Genomic DNA, 18,988 nt, shown 5'->3' on the forward strand with positions numbered 1-18,988 from the left:
CCGCTTCCGACGACCCGCCCAGGCCGCGACGCGAGGGAAATCAATCTGCCCCCGTTTTATCCCGGTAGTAGTTTCGCTCCCAGGCGTCGTGGTTGGCCTTGCCCCGGCGGATTTCGTCGGTGAACGGCGCGGCCATCAGCACCAGCCGGTTGAGCCAGCGTATCGGCGCCCGGCAGGGCCGTTCGAAATCGACGAACAGGACGGCTCGCGTGCCGGCAGTGTCGTTGTGCACCTGGTGGGGGTACAGGTCGTCGAACACCACGGCCTCGCCCTCTTTCCAGCAATAGCGCTCGCCACCGACCTCGATCCAGCATTGATCGGCCGGCTCGGGCACCACCAGCCCCAGGTGCAGGCGCAGCACGCCGTTGTAGGGGCCGGTGTGCAACGGGATGCGCTTGCCTGGTTCCAGGATGGAATAGAACGCCGTGCGCAGGCCCGGGATGCCCTGCAATGCCCGGGCGGTCGCCGGGCACCGCGCCAGGTTGCGGTCCGAACGCAGCCCGTAGCCCATGAAGACGAAAGTCTTCCACTGGTCGTCGGACGTGATCATGCCGACATCGGGGGACAGTTCATGGAAGGACGGCAGCTGCTGGCGCTCGGCCAACAGGGCCACCAGTTCGGCGCGAATGGCGGGCGCCTGGGCCTCGAGGGCGGCCACCCAGGGAAACTGGCTGTTCTTGAAGATGGGATGGTCACCCACCAGGGACGCCAGCGCGATCCGGTGCCGTAACCAATCTATGAAACGGAAGAAAACGCGGGAATAGACACTGGGCTGGCTCGGCGGACGCGTATCGACGGGTTGCACAATAGGTATCTATATAGACAGCCAAAGATGCACCATTTTGTCGACGGTACCCGCTGCACGCAAGTGCCGTCCATTGGCTCCTAGGCGGCCGCCGGAATTGGACCTCCCCGCGGCCGGCAAGCTGGTTTAGACTGGCATGGGCGACCGCGATCGCTACCCACTCCTATTTCGCAAGGAAAGACAGGCATGTATGAACAGTTGGCGCTGTATATCGATGGCGAATTCGTTGCCGGCGAGGGCAGGCGCACCCAGGACGTCATCAACCCGGCCACGCTGGAAGTGCTCGGCCAGCTGCCCCACGCCACCGAAGCGGATCTGGATCGCGCGCTAGCCGCCGCCCAGCGCGCGTTCGAATCCTGGAAGAAGTCTTCTCCCATGGATCGTTCCGCCATCCTGCGCAAGGTCGCCACGCTGTCGCGCGAACGCGCCAAGGAAATCGGCCGCAACATGACGCTGGACCAGGGCAAGCCCCTGGCGGAAGCCGTCGGCGAAGTCACTTCCTGCGCCGAGCACGCCGACTGGCACGCCGAGGAATGCCGCCGCATCTACGGCCGCGTGATTCAGCCGCGCAACCCCGACGTGCGCCAGATCGTCGTGCGCGAACCCATCGGCGTCTGCGCCGCGTTCACGCCCTGGAACTTCCCGTACAACCAGGCCATCCGCAAGATCGCCGCCGCGCTCGGCGCCGGTTGCACGGTGGTGCTCAAGGGTCCGGAAGACTCGCCCAGCGCCGTCATGGCCATCGCCCGCATGTTCCACGACGCCGGCCTGCCCAAGGGCTGCCTGAACATCGTCTGGGGCGAGCCCGCCAAGATTTCCGACTACCTGATCCGTTCGCCCATCGTGCGCAAGGTCTCGTTCACCGGTTCCGTGCCGGTGGGCAAGCAGCTGGCCGCGCTGGCCGGTGCGCACATGAAGCGCGTCACCATGGAACTGGGCGGCCATTCGCCCGTGCTGGTGTTCGACGACGCCGACATCGACCGCGCCGCCACCATGCTGGCCAAGTTCAAGGTCCGCAACGCTGGCCAGGTCTGCGTATCGCCCACCCGCTTCTACGTGCAGAACGGCGCCTACGAACAATTCCTGGCGCGCTTCACCGATGTGCTCAAGAACATCAAGGTCGGCGACGGCCTGGAAGCCGGCACCGACATGGGCCCGCTGGCCCATGAGCGCCGCGTGCCCGCCATGAGCGCCTTCATCGACGACGCCAAGAAGCACGGCGGCAAGGTGGTGGTCGGCGGCGGCCCGCTGGACCGCAAGGGCTTCTTCTTCGCCCCCACGGTCGTGACCGACCTGCCCGACAATTCCATGCTGATGACCGAAGAGCCCTTCGGCCCGGTCGCGCCGGTGGTCCGCTTCACCGACACCGATGAAGTGCTGGCGCGCGCCAACAGCCTGCCGTTCGGCCTGTCGTCCTACGTGTTCACGAACTCGCTACAGACCGCCACCAAGGTCTCCAACGGCCTGGAAGCCGGCATGGTCAACATCAACCATTTCGGCAGCGCCCTGGCCGAGACGCCCTTCGGCGGCATCAAGGACAGCGGCATCGGCAGCGAAGGCGGCCTCGAAACGTTCGATGGCTACCTGGTCACGAAGTTCATCACGCACATCTGACCCAGGCGCCCTCTCGCAAAAAGCCCCGCAAGGGGCTTTTTTTTCGCCTGTCGATCAAGGTGATGCGGACAGTTTTGGCGCCATTCTTTCATCACGCTGTCATCCTGACCCCCCAGGATTGCGCCTCGCTCGCGGGCGCGACTTCCCAGGAACGGGGAAACAGTCGCCTGAAGAAAACTTGTTCCAAAAAGAGAGAGAAGCACAATGAATCGATATCAACGTCTCGCCCGATCCGCGGGCGCGATGGCGCTCATGGCCTTGCTGGCCGCCTGCGGCGGCGACAAGGACGACGACGACAATGGCAGCAAGCCGCCCGTTGCCGAAACGCCCGCCACGCCGCAGCAACCCGCCCCCGTGCAAGTTGCGTTCATGCCGGACATCCATTTCCACGACATCTATGCGGATTTCAAGGATGGTTCGTTTCCCGGCATCCCCAACCCCAAGCGCGGCGACAACGCCACCATCCGCACGATGTACGCGCAGCTGACGTCGACGCGGCTGTTCAACGAAAACTACTTTGCGTTCCTGGCGGCGCTGGATGACGCGGCGACCCGCGGTGTGAAGTACATCGCCCTGCCCGGCGACTTCTCGGACGACGGCCAGCCGGTGCACATGCGCGGCCTGGTCAAGGTGATGGACGAGTACGCGGCCAAGTACGGCATCCAGTTCTTCGCCGCCCCCGGCAACCACGATCCGGTACGCCCCTTCAACCAGGCGAACGGCAAGAGCGACTACCTGGGCCTGGACCCGGTCACCGGCGCCATCGGCTTCTCGCAACCCATCTACAGCCGCGGCGGCAACGCTGCCTGCAGCACGCCCTATGCCGGCGACTGGGCGCGCGTAGGCGACACCTACTGCACCGAGGAAGTGCTGCACATGGGCTATGCGGGCATCACGGACGCCCTGGCCCAGCACGGCTTCATGCCCAAGCCGCAGTATGTGTATTACGAAACCCCGTACAGCACCTACAAGTACGAGGACTACAACTACAACACCGCGCTGTCGCAAGCCGGGTGGATCAATCGCCAGTACGAAATCTGCGCCCAGGGTACGGGCGGCCCCAACAAGCCGTCGAACTACACCCTGTGCAAGATGGTGCCGGACACGTCCTACGTGGTCGAACCCGTCAAGGGGGTGTGGCTGGTTGGCCTGGATGCCAACGTCTACGTGCCGACGGGGACCGGCCCGAATGATTTCACCGGTTCGGGCGACCAGGGCTACAACAAGATGCTCACGCACAAGTCCCACGTGATCAAGTGGCTGGCCGATGTGGTGGCGCGCGGCAAGGCGCAGGGCAAGCAGGTGATCGCGTTCAGCCATTTCCCGATGACGGAATTCTTCAATGGCGCCTCGGACGACATCGAAGCGCTGCTGGGCGCCAACAAGATGCAGATGGTGCGCCGCCCGGCGGAGAACACCACCCGCGCGCTGGCCGAGACCGGTTTGAAGATCCACGTCGGCGGCCACATGCATTTCAATGACATGGCGGTGCGCACGTATGGCGGCGACAAGGCGCTGTTCAACATCCAGGCGCCGTCCATGGCCGCCTACGTGCCGGCCTACAAGATCATGACGCTGCAAAGCGCCAGCGAGATCGAGGTCAAGACGATCCGCCTGGACAAGGTGCCGCGCTTCGATGAGCTGTTCGACCTGTACCGCGCCGAGAACGCGTATGACGTGCCGCCGCGCTGGAATGTGTCCATCCTGGACGCCAAGGACTACGGCGACTTCAACTATCGCTACATGAGCGAACTGGTGCGCCTGCGCTTGCTCAATGACGACTGGCGCTGCGAAATGCGCGAGCTGGTCAAGAGCCCCCTGACTGGCGCCGACATGCTCGTGCTGTCGCAGTTGCGCACCACGGTGACGCTGGCCGAACTGAAGAACACCGGTGACCACAACAAGCTGACGCCCGAGTTCTTCAACTGCCTGTACACCGCCGGCGGCCCCAATGCCAGCAACCCCGCGTATGCCGCGGACCTGGCCGATGCCCAGAACCGCGCACAGGCCCTGGCCCAAGCGCATGGCATGCAATTGGCGGACTTCGCCAAGTGGCAGGCGCTGGACCTGGCGGGTGACTTCGTGCGCCTGGCCAATGCCGGTGACCTGGCCTATGCCGACATCCCGGCCCAGCGCGCCAGCCAGTACAAGCTGCTGGCCCAGGCACTGAGCCAGACCAACGCCGGCCTGCAGCTCAACGGTGACCGCGTCAGCGACGCGAACACGCTGGCCGACATGTACAAGGCGCGCTTCAAGCCGCTGATGGCGATCATGTTGAAGTTGGCCGACGGCCTGCCGTCCGAGCACATCCTCGTTGACCTCAAGAGCAACACCGTGGTCAATCTGTCGACCCAGCCCTCGCCCTTCTAAGGGCGGTGTCCGGCCTGGCGCCGGAGACGACAAGGCCCGCGCAAGCGGGCCTTTTTTTTGCGCTGTCGTACCGCCCCCGGTCTAGCCGCGTGCACGCCACTCGCGCGGCGACACGCCGAAGCGCTGCTTGAAAAGCCGGCTGAAATGCGAGGGATGTGCGAAGCCGGCCTGGTAGGCCAATTCGGCGATACCGCGGTGACGCTGCGCCGGATTCAACAGCAATTCACGACAACGCTCCAGGCGTTGGTCAAACACGAAGCTTTCCACGGACAGGTCGCCTGCCTGGAAGATGCGGTGCAGATAAGCCACCGACACGCCACAGCCCTGCGCCACCCGCTGGGGCGTCAGCGCCGGGTCGGCGAGATGCTGGCGGATGTAGGCCATGGCCCGTTGCCGGTGCGCCATGGTGACGCTGCTGTCCGATGCCGACGCATGGCCCTGCCCCGGCTGCACCACGAACAGCACGATCAGGTCGATCAGCCGTTCGCCCAGTTCGGCCGCTTCGGCGGCCGTCCAGCCATCCAGGCCCTTGAACAGGTGGTCCATATAGCTGGCCAGCATCGCCCCCCGCGGCGAGCCATCATCGACGCGCAGCTTGTAAAACGGGCCGATACGAGAATCGCGCTGTGACAGCGCGCTGCGCGGAAACGACACGCTCAGGCTGCGGTAGCCGTCAGCGCCCAGGGCGGTGGCTTGATAAGGCAGGCTCTGGTTCATCAGGTAGACGCAACCTGGCTCGACCTGGAATTCGCGACCCTGCTGCACCACCGCCAACGGCCCGGTCAAGGGCAGGCCGAAGGTATAGAACTCCTGGTCCAGCCGCGACACATTACCGGCGGTGCGCTCGATCTTCTGTCCCTGATAGTGCAGGTCATTGAACTGCAAAGCGGCCCGCCGCACGTAGCGTACATGGCCGGCGAAACGTCCGCCCTGCCCATGGTGCACTTCGAACGGCCCGAAGGCGTCGGACAAGGCCGCGCGCCATTGCTCATGGCGTTCAGCGCCGGTAATGGCCGAAATGGCAAATTCCGTATCGGGCATGGCGCGGTCTCCTGGTGTGCGCGGGTCGGGCTGGGCGCTTGTGATCCTGCGTCTACATATTCTTGACTCACCCTGCCGCGGGCGGTCTGGCGCATTGTGGCCGCGCCGGGCGCAAGTCTATATTCAGCCCGATAAGCATACAACCTGGGCAACCCGGGAGGAGACTCATGGCTAACGCGCCCGCACAGGCCGCCTGCCACGCACCGACTTCGCACTATCTGCGCTGCGAGGGCCGCGAACTGCATTACACCGAGTGGGGCGCCCCCGACGCCCCCGCGCTCATCATGTGGCACGGCCTGGCCAGGACCGGCCGGGATTTCGACGAACTGGCGCAGGCGCTGGCGGGCGACTATCGCATCATCTGTCCCGACACGATCGGCCGCGGCCTGTCTCAATGGAGTCCGGACCCGGTCGCGGAGTACCGGCTCGAGTTCTACGCCCGGCTGGCGCGCGCCCTGCTCGACAGCCTGTCGCTGACACGCGTCCGGTGGGTCGGCACGTCGATGGGTGGCGCCACGGGCATGCTGGCGGCCGCCACCACGCTCAAAGGCCGCGTCTCGCACCTGGTGGTCAACGATATCGGCCCGACGCTGCCGCAACCGGCCATCGCACGCATCCTGGCCTATGCCGGCAACCCGCCTGCCTTCGATACCGTCACGGAACTCGAGACCTGGCTGCGCGCCGCCTACAAGCCTTATGGCTGGCAGAGCGACGAGCAATGGCGCCGCATGGCCGAAACATCGGTACGCCGGCTGCCCGACGGGCGCGTCACGGCGCACTACGACCCGGCGATTGTCGGCCAGTTCAGCCATCACCCCACCGACTACGAGCGCTGGACGGAATACGACAGCCTGGATATGCCGCTGCTATTGCTGCGTGGCGCCGATTCCGACCTGTTGTTGCCCGAGGTCGCCCACGCCATGACGCAACGCGGGCCACGCGCAGAACGCATCGACTTCCCCGATTGCGGCCACGCCCCTGCCCTGAACGTCACGCCGCAGATCGACGCGATCCGCCGCTTTCTCGCCACGTCGGCCGCCATCGACACCGCCGGCAATCAATAGAACAAGGAGACTCCCATGAAACGCTTATTGCTTGCCACGCTGGTCGGCCTGTGCATGAGTTCCGCCGCCGCGGCCAAGGATTTCGTCGTGGCGCACGTCTACGACAAGACGGGCCCGCTGGAGGCCTACGCCAAGCAGACCCACAACGGCTTGATGCTGGGCCTGGAGTACGCCACCCAGGGCAGCATGACGGTGGCCGGCCGCAAGATCCGCGTCATTGAAAAGGACAACCAGGGCAAGCCGGACGTCGCTCGCGCCCAGCTCGCGTCCGCCTATGCCGACGACAACGCCGACATCGCCGTGGGACCCACGTCGTCGGGCGTGGCGCTGGCCATGCTGCCGATCGCCGAAGAATACGAAAAGATCCTGCTGGTGGAACCGGCCGTTGCCGACTCGATCACCGGCGACAAGTGGAACAAGTACATCTTCCGCACCGGCCGCAATTCCTCGCAAGACGCCATCGCCAACGCCGTCGCCTTCGACCAGGCGGGCACGTCCATCGCCATGCTGGCGCAGGACTACGCATTCGGCCGCGACGGCGTCAAGGCCTTCAAGGGCGCCCTCAAGCAAGCCAAGATCGTGCACGAGGAATACCTGCCCGCCAACGCGACCGACTTCACGGCCGGCGCCCAGCGCCTGTTCGACGCACTCAAGGACAAGCCCGGCCGCAAGATCATCTTCATCCTCTGGGCGGGCGCCGGCAATCCGTTCAAGATCGCCGACCTGGACCCCAAGCGCTTCGGCATCGAAATCGCCACGGGCGGCAATACCCTGGCTGCGATGACGCCGCTCAAGCCCCTGGCCGGCATGGAAGGCGCCACCTATTACTACTACGGCATTCCCAAGAACCCGGTCAACGATTGGCTGGTGGCCGAACACCAGAAGCGCTACGGCCAGCCGCCGGACTTCTTCACCGCGGGCGGCATGTCGGCTGGCATCGCGCTGGTGGCGGCCTTGAATAAAACCGCCGGCAAGTCCGATACGGACACGCTTATCAAGGCGATGGAAGGCATGAGCTTTGACACCCCCAAGGGCAAGATGACCTTCCGGCCTGAAGACCACCAAGCCATGCAATCGATGTACCACTTCCGCATCAAGAACGACCCGTCGGTGCCGTGGGCCGTGCAGGACCTGGTCAAGGAAATCACGCCCGACCAGATGGCGGTGCCCATCCAGAACAAACGCTGAGCCCTGCCCTTCATGCTGGAAACCCAATCGCTCACGGTCCGCTTTGGCGGCCACGTGGCCGTCAATGAAGTCAGTTGCCGCTTCGCACCCGGCAGCCTGACGGCCATCGTCGGCCCTAACGGCGCGGGCAAGACCACCTACTTCAACCTGATCTCCGGCCAGCTGCGCGCCAGCGGGGGGTCGGTGCGCCTGAACGGGCGCGACCTGACCCGCCTGTCGGCGCCAGCCCGCATGCACGGGGGCCTGGGACGCGCCTTCCAGCTTACCCAGTTGTTTCCGCGGCTATCCGTGCGCGAGAACGTGCGGCTCGCGCTGCAATCGCGTCAGCAAGGCCTGAGCTGGCGGCAGATCCGCTTCTGGCGCACCTGGGACGACGACCGCGCCCTGTTGGCACGCGCCGACGCGCTGCTGGAGCGGACCCGGCTGGCCGCCCGCCGCGATCAGATCGCCGCTGACCTGCCGCACGGCGACCAGCGCAAGCTCGAGATCGCCATGCTCATCGCCCTGGAGCCACAGGTATTCATGTTCGACGAACCCACCGCCGGCATGAGCGTGGACGATGTGCCCGTGGTGTTGGACCTGATCCGCGAGATCAAGCAGGACCCGTCCAAGACGATTCTGCTGGTGGAGCACAAGATGGACGTGGTGCGCGAACTGGCGGACCGCATCGTGGTGCTGCACAACGGCCAGTTGATGGCCGACGGCGAGCCTGCCGAGGTGATCGCATCGCCGATCGTGCAGCAGGCCTACCTGGGCGTCAGCCTGCCGGAGAAAACCCAATGAGGACGGCCCCGTGAGCGCGCCCCCGCTGCTGGAACTGAAAGACGTGCATACGCATATTGGCGCGTATCACATCCTGCATGGCGTGGACCTGGCCGTGCCGCCCGCGGCCGTCACCATGCTGCTGGGCCGCAACGGCGCCGGCAAGACCACCACGCTGCGCACGATCATGGGTCTGTGGAAGGCCACGCAAGGCCGCATCGCCTTTGACGGCGCGCCGGCCGGTGGCCCTGGTGTACGCACCTCGCCGCCCGACATGGCGCGGCAGGGCATTGCCTACGTGCCCGAGAACATGGGCATCTTCGCCGACCTGTCGGTCAAGGAAAACATCCTGCTGGCGGCCCGCCAGGCACGCAACGCCGGCCAGCTCGACACCGCCCGGCTGGAATGGATCTTCGGCTTCTTCCCGGCGCTCAAGAAATTCTGGCTGCACCCCGCCGGCAAGCTGTCGGGCGGCCAGAAGCAGATGCTGGCCGTTGCCCGCGCCATCATCGAGCCGCGCCGCCTGCTGCTGGTGGACGAACCCAGCAAGGGCCTGGCGCCCGCCATCATCCAGAGCATGATCGACGCCTTCATCGAACTCAAGCAAGCCTCGACCACCATCTTGCTGGTGGAGCAGAACTTCAATTTCGCACGCCAAGTGGGAGATCACGTGGCCGTCATGGACAACGGTCGCGTCGTGCACGCCGGCAGCATGACCCAGCTGGCGCAAGACGAGGCGCTGCAGACCCGCCTGCTCGGCCTGTCCCTGGGAGCCCACCAATGACCGCCGCCGATATCGACGCGCCGCTGCCGCGCACGCGCGCTGACCTGCGCCCCGTGCTGCTGGTGCTTGCGCTGGCCGCCATCGCCTTGCCGCTCGTCGGCTCGTTCTCGACCTGGGTCACGCTGACCTTCGCCGGCCTGGCCATGGGCATGATCATCTTCATCGTGGCATCGGGCATGACGCTGGTGTTCGGGCTGATGGACGTGCTGAACTTCGGCCACGGCCTGTTCATCGCGATCGGCGCCTACATGGCCGCCACCGTGCTGGGTTCGATGGCCGACTGGACCCAATCCGGCAGCCTGTGGTTGAACCTGGCCGCGGTGCTGCCGGCACTGATCGTGGGTATGCTGGTGGCAGGCGCCGCGGGCGTCGCATTCGAGCGCGTGATTGTGCGCCCCGTCTATGGCCAGCATCTGAAGCAGATCCTCATCACCATGGGCGGCATGATCATCGGCGAAGAGATCATCAAGATGCTGTGGGGTCCGCAGACGCTGTCGTTGCCATTGCCTGACGCATTGCGTGGCGCGGTGCTGATCGGCGATGCCGCCATCGAGAAATTCCGCATCGTCGCGCTCGTAGTAGGCCTGGCCGTGCTGGGCGGCATGCTGTGGCTGCTCAACCGCACCAAGCTCGGCCTGCTCATCCGCGCCGGCGTCGAAGACCGCGAAATGGTCGAAAGCCTGGGCTACCGCATCCGCCACCTGTTCGTCGGCGTGTTTGTCGCCGGGTCGATGCTAGCGGGCCTGGGCGGCGTGCTGTGGGGCCTTTATCAGCAATCCATCGTGCCACAGCTGGGTGCGCAGGTAAATGTGCTGATCTTCATCGTCATCATGATCGGCGGCCTGGGGTCCACGGTCGGCTGCCTGATCGGCGCGCTGCTGGTGGGTTTGATGGCCAACTACACCGGCTTTCTGATGCCCAAGGCCGCGCTATTTTCGAACATCGCCCTGATGGTCGCCATTTTGCTGTGGCGCCCGCAAGGCGTGTATCCGGTCACGAACCGCTAGGAGCCGCCGCCATGTCTTTCCGACTGCTCTCCGGCGACCCGCCGCGCAGCACCTTGCTCGCGGTCATGCTGATCGCCATCGTCGCGGCCCTGGCCGCAGCGCCCTTCCTGTTTCCGGGTCCGAAAGCGCTGGCCGTGGCAGCCAAAATCCTGGTGTTCGTCATCCTGGTCGCCAGCTATGACCTGCTGCTGGGTTACACCGGCATCGTCAGCTTTGCCCACACCATGTTCTTCGGCATCGGCGCCTATGGCGTGGCCATCGCCAGCGTGCGCCTGGATGCCAGCTGGCTGTCGGTCCTGGCCGGCGTGGGTGCGGGGCTCGCGGTATCGCTGGTGTTTGCGCTGATCATCGGCCTGGCCAGCCTGCGGGTGCGGGCCATCTTCTACGCCATGATCACGCTGGCCGTCGCCGCCGCGTTCCAGACCTTGGTGTCGCAGCTGTCAGACCTGACTGGCGGCGAAGACGGCCTGAACTTCAAGGTGCCGCAGATGCTGCGTCCGGCCTACCGTCCCCTGTCGGAGCCCCTGTTCGGTGTCACGATCGACGGCCGCGTCATCACCTACTACCTGATCGCCGCCGTGTGCGTGGTGCTGTTTCTGATGCTGCTGCGCATCGTCAACTCCCCGTTCGGCCGCGTGCTGCAGGCGATCCGCGAGAATCCCTTCCGTGCCGAAGCGATCGGATACCGCACCGTGCTGTATCGCAGCCTGTCCAATCTGCTTGCCGCAGCCTTCGCAACGCTGGCGGGCGCCCTGTATGCGCTCTGGCTGCGCTACAACGGTCCGGACACGTCGCTCTCGTTCGAGATCATGTTGAACATTCTGCTGATGGTAGTGATCGGCGGCATGGGCACGATGTACGGCGCGATCATCGGCGCCAGCCTGTTCGTGTTCGCCCAAAGCTACCTGCAGGATGGACTGCACGTGATCCACGACGCCGTCGCGGGCGTCGCGCCCCTGGCACTGCTGTTCGAACCAGACCGCTGGCTGCTGTGGCTGGGCATCCTGTTCGTGCTGTCGGTGTATTACTTTCCCACGGGCGTTGCGGGGCGGCTGCGGGAACTGGCCCGGCGTCCGTAGCGAACGAACAGGCCTGCCAGGCCGCACGGCGAAGACGGCCTGAACATGCGCAAGGCGCGTTCAGGCACCCTCCACCCGTGACTACTTCACGCGGCTGCGCAGATCATCCACGCTGCGCTTGAGATCGTCGATACGTCGCTGCATGTCATCGACCTTGCGATCGCCGGAGTTGCCCGCGCTGCTCAACTGGGACACACTGCGCGACAACTTGTCGAGCTCGCTCTTCTGGTTATCCACAGCACGGGACAGTTTGTCGATATCGCCTTTCTGATTGTCACTGCTGCGCCCGCCGTCGCCTTGCTTGCGTTCCAGGTTCGCGATTTTCTGGGCCTGCTCGTCCACCTTGCGGTTCAAGGCGTCGTTCTTGCCGCGCAGTTCGTCCAAGGCCCTGCCCTGGTCGGCCACCTGCTGCATCAATTTCTCCAGGGCCCGCACCTCGATGCCTGCCCGTACCCGGCTATCGCTGCCCACGACCATCAGGCTGTCATCGTAGGGCCTGGGAAACGATTGGTCCTTCAACACGACCTGGGCGGAAGCGGCAAACGCCGCCATGCTCGCACCCGCCAATACAGCCGCCTGCATCCAACCACGTGTGCCTGCTGCGATACGCATATGCCCATCTCCTGAGGGATTGCCTGCTAGAGGGTGAACTACCCTGCCTGCCCGGCATTTATATCAGGGACAGCATTCTTATCGGACAAGTCTGTAACCCGTCCAGGCATCGTTCGGTTTCAATCGGTTCCGCGATACGAATCCCGAAGTCCCAGGCAGCACAGGGATCGACTCGACAGGTTCAACGTGCGCCTTGTGCCGACGTATCCACCCCCCGTCGCAATTCATTGACGCGCTTTTGCATCTGGTCGATGCTGCGCTGCGCCTCCCCACCCAGTTTCGAGCCGGACGGCGTCGGCGCCAAAGGCGCCATATTCATGGGTGCATCCGTCGGCTTGCTCAACGGGATGGTTGCCGCAGCCGGTGGATTGACTGCGGCCGGCTTCTGGGTCAACAGCCGCTCCAGCATCCGCAATTGATCCTGCTGCGTCTGCACCGCGCGCTCCTGATCCAGCACGGCCTGTTCGTCTTCGTCCTGAGTGCCGAAGATGGCGGCGTGATCACGTGACAGGCCATCGAGCTGGACGCGAGGATCGGGGCCCGCGTTCAGCACATTCCTGCCGACGGTAGCCGGATCCGCGGCGTCCGCGATCGGCGCCAACGCTATAGCGCCCACGATCAGCAGGCCGCACCCAGCCACCTTCATGAAACCGCGCATGATGCCCTTGGAGAATGCATAAACGAAAAAAAACGGCAAGGGGATGAGCCCTTGCCGTTTTATATCAGAACGGCGAACCGTTCCGAAATCCTGCTTAACTTAGATGATACGTGCGGCTTCAACCAGACGCACCACACGCCACGACTTCGAGCGCGAGATGGGACGGCCTTCAGCGATTTCAACCGTATCGCCTTCGTTGTACTGGTTCGATTCATCGTGCGCCTTGTACTTCGCGGAACGCATGATGATCTTGCCGAAGATGGGGTGCTTGACGCGGCGCTCAACCAGAACGACGACAGTCTTGTCCATCTTGTTGCTGACGACCTTGCCGACCAGCGTACGCTGGCGCTTGGCCACTTGGGTGTTTTGAGTTTCGCTCATCTTTATTTCCCTGCCTTCTCGGTCAGCAAGGTACGCACGCGCGCGATGTCGCGGCGCACGTTACGCAGCTGGCTGGTGTTGGCAAGCTGCTGCGTGGCCTTCTGCATACGCAGACCGAATTGCGCCTTCAGCAGGCTTTCGAGCTCTTTGCCGAGCTCGGCGGCGTCTTTCGAACGGAGTTCGCTGGCTTTCATGTCTTAGTACTCCTTAAGCACCGATATGACGCGCGACGAACGTGGTCGAAATCGGCAACTTGGCAGCGGCCAGGCGGAAAGCTTCACGCGCGAGCTCTTCGCTAACCCCTTCCATTTCGTAGAGCACCTTGCCGGGCTGAATTTCAGCAACCCAGTACTCCGGGTTGCCCTTACCGTTACCCATACGGACTTCGGCAGGCTTTTGCGAGATCGGCTTGTCCGGGAAAATGCGAATCCAGATACGGCCGCCACGCTTGATGTGACGATTGATGGCACGACGAGCCGCTTCGATCTGACGGGCGGTCAGACGGCCACGGCCGGTGGCCTTCAGACCGAATTCGCCGAACGACACGTGGGTACCACGGGTCGCCAGACCGGTGTTGCGGCCCTTCTGCTCTTTGCGATACTTTCTGCGAGAGGGTTGCAGCATGGTTATTCTCCTTCAGGCGCCGGAGCAGCGTCCGCCTTGCGGGGACCACGGCCACGACCACCCGGACGACCGGTGCGAGCACCGTCCGGACGATCACCACGCGGAGCGCGGCGCGGACGACGTTCTTCTTCACGCGGGGCAGCGGTTTCCGGCGGCAATTCGCCGTTGGCCAGCATGTCGCCCTTGTAGACCCAGACCTTGATGCCGATCACGCCGTACGTGGTGTGGGCTTCGGAGGTGCCGTAGTCGATGTTGGCCTTGAGGGTGTGCAGCGGCACACGGCCTTCGCGATACCACTCGGTGCGGGCGATTTCGATACCGTTCAGACGGCCCGAGCTCATGATCTTGATGCCTTGGGCACCCAGACGCATCGCGTTCTGCATGGCGCGCTTCATGGCGCGGCGGAACATGATGCGCTTCTCGAGCTGTTGCGAGATCGAGTCGGCGATCAGTTGAGCATCGGTTTCCGGCTTGCGGATTTCTTCGATGTTGACGTGCACGGGCACGCCCATCAGACGCTGCAGATCAGCCTTCAGGCTTTCGATGTCTTCGCCGCGCTTGCCGATCACCACGCCCGGGCGAGCCGAGTAGACGGTGATGCGGGCATTCTTGGCCGGACGCTCGATGATCACGCGACCAACGGAGGCGCTCTTGAGCTTCTTCTTCAGGTACTCGCGAACGCGAATGTCTTCGGCCAGCATGGCGCCGAAGGCCTTGTCGTCGGCGAACCAACGCGAGGACCAATTACGGGTGACCGCGAGACGGAACCCAGTGGGGTGAATTTTCTGACCCATCGTGACTCCTTAAGCTCCGACCTTGACCGTGATGTGGCAGGTCTGCTTCTCGATACGGTTGCCGCGGCCCTTGGCGCGAGCGGAGAAGCGCTTCATCGACTGAGCCTTGTCCACGAAGATCGTGGTGACTTTCAGTTCGTCGATATCGGCGCCGTCGTTGTGCTCGGCGTTGGCGATGGCGGACTCGACAGCCTTCTTCAGGATGACGGCAGCCTTCTTCGGCGAGAAGGTGAGGATCTCGAGCGCACGGCCGACCTTCTGACCGCGGATCAGATCCGCAACCAGACGCGTCTTTTGAGCGGAGATGTGAACCCCACGGATAATGGCAGTAGTTTCCATCGCTTACCTCTTCGCCTTCTTGTCCGCGGCGTGACCCTTGAACGTACGGGTCAGCGCGAACTCGCCCAGCTTGTGACCGACCATGTTCTCGTTGATGTAAACGGGAACATGCTGCTTGCCGTTGTGCACAGCGATCGTCAGACCGATGAACTCGGGCAGGATCGTCGAGCGACGCGACCAGGTCTTGATCGGCTTCTTGTCTTTGCCCGCGACGGCCGTGTCCACCTTTTTGATCAGGTGAGCATCGACAAACGGGCCTTTCTTGATCGAACGTGACATAGTGTTCGCCTCTTACTTGCGCTTGCGCCGTTGGACGATCATATTGTTCGTCCGCTTGTTGCGACGGGTCTTGAAACCCTTCGCCGGAGTGCCCCACGGGCTGACCGGTTCGCGTGCTTCACCGGTACGGCCTTCGCCGCCACCGTGCGGGTGATCGACCGGGTTCATGGCCACGCCACGAACCGTCGGGCGGACACCGCGCCAACGCATTGCACCGGCCTTGCCGATTTGGCGCAGGCTGTGTTCTTCGTTACCGACTTCACCAATGGTGGCGCGGCATTCGATGTGCACACGGCGGACTTCACCCGAGCGCAGACGCACCTGAGCGTAGATGCCTTCGCGAGCCAGCAGGACGGCGGAAGCGCCGGCCGAACGGACCATCTGGGCACCCTTGCCGGGCAGCATTTCGACGCAGTGAATCGTCGTACCCACCGGGATGTTGCGGATCGGCAGCGTGTTGCCAGCGCGGATCGGGGCTTCGACGCCCGACAGCAGCGTAGCGCCCACTTCCAGACCACGCGGAGCGATGATGTAACGACGTTCGCCGTCGGCGTAGCACAGCAGAGCGATGTGCGCCGTACGGTTGGGGTCATATTCCAGACGCTCGACCTTTGCCGGGATGCCGTCCTTGTCGCGACGGAAGTCGACGACACGGTAGTGTTGCTTGTGACCGCCGCCACGGTGGCGGATCGTGATGTGACCGTTGTTGTTACGGCCAGAACCACGGGTCTTCTTTTCCAGCAGCGGCGCGTAGGGCTCACCCTTGTGCAGGTTGGGACTGACAACCTTCACCATGCCACGGCGGCCGGCCGAAGTCGGCTTAACTTTTACGAGGGCCATTTACTTCACCTCCGCAAAGTCGATTTCCTGGCCGTCCTTGAGCGAAACGTAAGCCTTGCGCTCATTGCGGCGGCGGCCAACGAATCGGCCAAAGCGCTTGACTTTGCCCTTACGGTTGAGGACCTGCACGGACTCGACCTGCACCTTGAAGAGCAGTTCGACGGCAGCCTTGATTTCCGGCTTGGTAGCGTCAGCCACGACACGGAAAGCGACTTGCTGATTCTTCTCAGCGACGAACGTGGCCTTTTCGGTCACGATCGGAGCCAGAATGACTTGCATCAAGCGTTCAGCGTTCATCCCAGCATCTCCTCGAGTTGAGCGATGGCCGGCTTGGTGATCAGCACTTTCTTGTAGTGGACCAGCGACAACGGATCGGCATAACGGGGCTCGACAACAGCAACGTGCGGCAGGTTGCGGGTGGCGAGGTAAACATTCTCATCAACGCTGTCGGTGATGATCAGGACCGAGTCCAGGCCCAGGCTCTTCAGCTTTGCAGCGGCGGCCTTGGTCTTGGGCGATTCCAGATCGAACGATTCGACGACGGCGATGCGGTCTTCGCGAGCCAGTTGCGACAGGATCGAACGGATCCCGGCGCGGTACATCTTCTTGTTGACCTTCTGGCTGAAGTTCTCTTCCGGCGAGTTCGGGAAAATCCGACCACCGCCACGCCACAGCGGCGACGAAGTCATACCGGCGCGAGCGCGGCCGGTACCCTTCTGGCGCCAGGGCTTCTTGGTCGAGTGCTTGACTTCAGAGCGATCCTTCTGAGCGCGGTTGCCGGCACGGGCATTGGCTTGGAAAGCCACCACGATCTGGTGAATCAGCGCTTCGTTGAAGTCACGGCCGAAGATCGTGTCGGGCGCGCTGAAAGTCGCGGCCTGACCTTGGTCGTTCAGGAGCTTGAGATCCATTTACTTACGCTCCCTTCTTGGCCGGGGCCTTGATGGCCGGACGCACGACGATGTCGGCGCCAGCGTGGCCGGGGACAGCGCCCTTGACCAGCAGCAGGCCGCGCTCAACGTCAACGCGAACGACGTCGAGGTTTTGAACGGTGCGGGTGACGTCACCCAGGTGACCTGCCATGCGCTTACCCGGGAAAATGCGGCCCGGATCTTGAGCTTGGCCGATCGAGCCCGGAACGCGGTGCGAACGGGAGTTACCGTGCGACGCGCGCTGCGAACCGAAGTTGTGACGCTTGATGGTACCGGCGAAGCCTTTACCAATGGTGGTGCCCGTGACGTCGACCTGTTGGCCGGCTTCGAACACCGATTCCACGGCGATCACGGCACCGGCCGCAAATTCAGCGGCGCGAGCGGGATCAAGGCGGAATTCTTTCAGGATGCTGCCGGCTTCAGTGCCAGCTTTGGCGTAGTGGCCCGTTTGCGGCTGAGCCACACGCGAGGCACGACGAGTGCCATAAGCCACTTGGATCGCGGCGTAGCCGTCGGTTTCCAGCGACTTAACTTGGGTCACGCGGTTGTTCGACACGTCCAGCACGGTCACCGGGATGGATTCACCTTCCTCGGTAAAAATGCGGGTCATGCCGACCTTGCGACCCACCAGCCCCAGCCGATGAGCGGCGGGCGTGGGTGTCGAATTCGACATCGTATTCTCCATTCCCGACTGCGATTGGTCGGGGCTAATCAGGCAAAAGGTAACGGCCTTTGCCCTACGACTATGTTCAACCTGGCTGAACCTTTGCACCTCGGGTCTTTTCAGTAGGCACCCGGGGGCACCTTGAAAACACTGAGGTAACTCAGGCTTTCGCCATAGTTAGACTCGCCACAAAATGGCAAGCTTCGCATATTAGCATGTTTTTTTCAGGCAGCACAAGCACTTAGCGTGAAACGCGCCCTGTCCCGCCCGCTGCGCACCAGGCTGTGGCAGAAAAACAAATGGCCGCAGTCCCGAAGGATTGCGGCCATTCTTGCGAGTCCACTGGCGAAGGTAGCGGACCCGATACGCCTTACTGCAGCGCGATTTCGACGTCGACGCCGGCCGGCAGGTCCAGACGCATCAGGGCGTCAACGGTCTTGTCGGTGGGATCAACGATGTCCATCAGGCGCTGATGGGTACGGATTTCGAACTGGTCACGCGACGTCTTGTTGACGTGCGGCGAACGCAGCACGTCGTAACGACGGATACGCGTGGGCAGCGGCACCGGGCCACGGACAACGGCGCCCGTGCGCTTGGCGGTGTCGACGATTTCAGCGGCCGATTGATCGATCAGCTTGTAATCGAAGGCTTTCAAGCGGATACGGATCTTTTGGTTTTTCATGGCGTTTCCTAAAGAACGAGACGCGAGAGCGGCGAGCGCTCTCGCTGGTTGTGTGCTGCTTAAGAGATCCGAATTACTTCAGGATCTTGGCGACGACGCCGGCGCCGACGGTACGACCGCCTTCACGGATGGCGAAACGCAGACCTTCTTCCATGGCGATCGGGGCCAGCAGCTTGACGGTCATCGTCACGTTGTCGCCCGGCAGAACCATTTCCTTGTCGGCCGGCAGGTCGATCGTGCCCGTCACGTCCGTCGTGCGGAAGTAGAACTGGGGACGATAGCCGTTGAAGAACGGGGTGTGGCGGCCGCCCTCTTCCTTGGACAGGATGTACACCTCGGACGTGAAGTCCGTGTGCGGGGTGATCGAGCCCGGCTTGGCCAGAACTTGACCACGCTGGACGTCTTCACGCTTGGTGCCGCGCAGCAGGATGCCCACGTTGTCGCCAGCTTGACCTTGGTCCAGCAGCTT

Annotated in this window: 24 protein-coding genes; 8 read left to right on the plus strand and 16 right to left on the minus strand. The window is 63.6% G+C overall.

The window, feature by feature from the left end; genetic code table 11:
• Positions 1-40: 40 nt before the first annotated feature.
• Positions 41-805, minus strand: coding sequence for an aspartyl/asparaginyl beta-hydroxylase domain-containing protein (locus AC3WMR_RS26175; protein ID WP_492265993.1), 765 nt, complete (start codon positions 803-805; stop codon positions 41-43).
• 186 nt (positions 806-991) lie between these two features.
• Between AC3WMR_RS26175 and AC3WMR_RS26180 the strand changes: the two genes are divergently transcribed.
• Entirely contained in the window at positions 992-2,419 is a 1,428-nt protein-coding gene (locus tag AC3WMR_RS26180; RefSeq protein WP_025136332.1) for an NAD-dependent succinate-semialdehyde dehydrogenase, read from the plus strand.
• Between the two features lie 204 nt (positions 2,420-2,623).
• Entirely contained in the window at positions 2,624-4,789 is a 2,166-nt protein-coding gene (locus AC3WMR_RS26185) for a metallophosphoesterase (protein WP_492265992.1), read from the plus strand.
• An 81-nt stretch (positions 4,790-4,870) separates the two neighbouring features.
• Here AC3WMR_RS26185 and AC3WMR_RS26190 read toward each other — a convergent pair whose 3' ends face one another.
• Positions 4,871-5,830 (minus strand): AraC-like ligand-binding domain-containing protein, encoded by a 960-nt coding sequence (locus tag AC3WMR_RS26190; protein WP_492265991.1) that lies wholly within the window; start codon positions 5,828-5,830, stop codon positions 4,871-4,873.
• A gap of 167 nt (positions 5,831-5,997) precedes the next feature.
• On the opposite strand from AC3WMR_RS26190, the gene AC3WMR_RS26195 reads away from it, so the two are divergent.
• Genes AC3WMR_RS26195 through AC3WMR_RS26220 form a run of 6 tightly spaced genes read left to right on the plus strand, consistent with a single transcriptional unit; the run spans position 5,998 to position 11,714 of the window.
• The gene (locus tag AC3WMR_RS26195) at positions 5,998-6,894 is read left to right on the plus strand and encodes an alpha/beta fold hydrolase (RefSeq protein ID WP_492265990.1); all 897 of its coding nucleotides are present in this window, start codon (positions 5,998-6,000) and stop codon (positions 6,892-6,894) included.
• Positions 6,895-6,909: 15 nt separating this feature from the next.
• Positions 6,910-8,082, plus strand: coding sequence for a substrate-binding domain-containing protein (locus AC3WMR_RS26200; RefSeq protein ID WP_492265989.1), 1,173 nt, complete (start codon positions 6,910-6,912; stop codon positions 8,080-8,082).
• A gap of 12 nt (positions 8,083-8,094) precedes the next feature.
• A complete protein-coding gene (locus tag AC3WMR_RS26205; RefSeq protein WP_492265988.1) occupies positions 8,095-8,865 on the plus strand; it encodes an ABC transporter ATP-binding protein in 771 nt (256 codons plus the stop codon).
• A 10-nt stretch (positions 8,866-8,875) separates the two neighbouring features.
• Positions 8,876-9,628: an ABC transporter ATP-binding protein gene (locus AC3WMR_RS26210; protein WP_492265987.1), complete on the plus strand. Its 753-nt coding sequence runs from the start codon at positions 8,876-8,878 to the stop codon at positions 9,626-9,628.
• Complete coding sequence (locus tag AC3WMR_RS26215) at positions 9,625-10,635, plus strand: branched-chain amino acid ABC transporter permease (RefSeq protein WP_492265986.1); 1,011 nt, start codon at positions 9,625-9,627, stop codon at positions 10,633-10,635. The genes AC3WMR_RS26210 and AC3WMR_RS26215 overlap by 4 nt, the downstream gene beginning before the upstream one ends.
• Positions 10,636-10,646: 11 nt before the next feature.
• Entirely contained in the window at positions 10,647-11,714 is a 1,068-nt protein-coding gene (locus AC3WMR_RS26220) for a branched-chain amino acid ABC transporter permease (RefSeq protein WP_492265985.1), read from the plus strand.
• Positions 11,715-11,795: 81 nt separating this feature from the next.
• On the opposite strand, the gene AC3WMR_RS26225 is transcribed toward AC3WMR_RS26220, so the two are convergent.
• The 14 genes from AC3WMR_RS26225 to AC3WMR_RS26290 all read right to left on the minus strand — a co-directional run.
• Positions 11,796-12,326, minus strand: coding sequence for a hypothetical protein (locus tag AC3WMR_RS26225; protein ID WP_492265984.1), 531 nt, complete (start codon positions 12,324-12,326; stop codon positions 11,796-11,798).
• A gap of 181 nt (positions 12,327-12,507) precedes the next feature.
• Positions 12,508-13,023 carry a hypothetical protein gene (locus tag AC3WMR_RS26230; protein ID WP_492265983.1) on the minus strand — a complete coding sequence of 172 codons (516 nt, stop codon included), beginning with the start codon at positions 13,021-13,023 and terminating at the stop codon, positions 12,508-12,510.
• Between the two features lie 60 nt (positions 13,024-13,083).
• On the minus strand, positions 13,084-13,365 hold the full coding sequence (rpsQ, locus tag AC3WMR_RS26235) for a 30S ribosomal protein S17 (protein WP_006216549.1): 282 nt from the start codon (positions 13,363-13,365) through the stop codon (positions 13,084-13,086).
• A gap of 2 nt (positions 13,366-13,367) precedes the next feature.
• Positions 13,368-13,559 (minus strand): 50S ribosomal protein L29, encoded by a 192-nt coding sequence (rpmC, locus tag AC3WMR_RS26240; protein ID WP_003806912.1) that lies wholly within the window; start codon positions 13,557-13,559, stop codon positions 13,368-13,370.
• A gap of 13 nt (positions 13,560-13,572) precedes the next feature.
• Positions 13,573-13,989 (minus strand): 50S ribosomal protein L16, encoded by a 417-nt coding sequence (gene rplP / locus AC3WMR_RS26245; RefSeq protein WP_006389610.1) that lies wholly within the window; start codon positions 13,987-13,989, stop codon positions 13,573-13,575.
• A gap of 2 nt (positions 13,990-13,991) precedes the next feature.
• Entirely contained in the window at positions 13,992-14,783 is a 792-nt protein-coding gene (rpsC, locus tag AC3WMR_RS26250) for a 30S ribosomal protein S3 (protein WP_025136343.1), read from the minus strand.
• Between the two features lie 9 nt (positions 14,784-14,792).
• Entirely contained in the window at positions 14,793-15,122 is a 330-nt protein-coding gene (rplV, locus tag AC3WMR_RS26255) for a 50S ribosomal protein L22 (protein WP_006227021.1), read from the minus strand.
• 3 nt (positions 15,123-15,125) lie between these two features.
• Positions 15,126-15,401 carry a 30S ribosomal protein S19 gene (gene rpsS / locus AC3WMR_RS26260; protein ID WP_006216555.1) on the minus strand — a complete coding sequence of 92 codons (276 nt, stop codon included), beginning with the start codon at positions 15,399-15,401 and terminating at the stop codon, positions 15,126-15,128.
• Positions 15,402-15,413: 12 nt separating this feature from the next.
• Positions 15,414-16,241: a 50S ribosomal protein L2 gene (gene rplB, locus AC3WMR_RS26265; protein ID WP_025136344.1), complete on the minus strand. Its 828-nt coding sequence runs from the start codon at positions 16,239-16,241 to the stop codon at positions 15,414-15,416.
• A complete protein-coding gene (gene rplW / locus AC3WMR_RS26270) occupies positions 16,242-16,538 on the minus strand; it encodes a 50S ribosomal protein L23 (protein ID WP_006216557.1) in 297 nt (98 codons plus the stop codon). It lies immediately after the preceding gene.
• Positions 16,535-17,152, minus strand: a complete 618-nt coding sequence (gene rplD / locus AC3WMR_RS26275; RefSeq protein ID WP_175192356.1) for a 50S ribosomal protein L4 — start codon at positions 17,150-17,152, stop codon at positions 16,535-16,537. The genes rplW and rplD overlap by 4 nt, the downstream gene beginning before the upstream one ends.
• A gap of 4 nt (positions 17,153-17,156) precedes the next feature.
• Positions 17,157-17,846, minus strand: coding sequence for a 50S ribosomal protein L3 (gene rplC / locus AC3WMR_RS26280; protein ID WP_175192355.1), 690 nt, complete (start codon positions 17,844-17,846; stop codon positions 17,157-17,159).
• A 361-nt stretch (positions 17,847-18,207) separates the two neighbouring features.
• Complete coding sequence (rpsJ, locus tag AC3WMR_RS26285) at positions 18,208-18,519, minus strand: 30S ribosomal protein S10 (protein WP_003806903.1); 312 nt, start codon at positions 18,517-18,519, stop codon at positions 18,208-18,210.
• Positions 18,520-18,592: 73 nt separating this feature from the next.
• On the minus strand, positions 18,593-18,988 hold a 396-nt coding region (locus AC3WMR_RS26290), incomplete at its 5' end, for an EF-Tu C-terminal domain-related protein (protein ID WP_492265982.1).

Source organism: Achromobacter sp. FW305-C-28 (assembly GCF_058783235.1).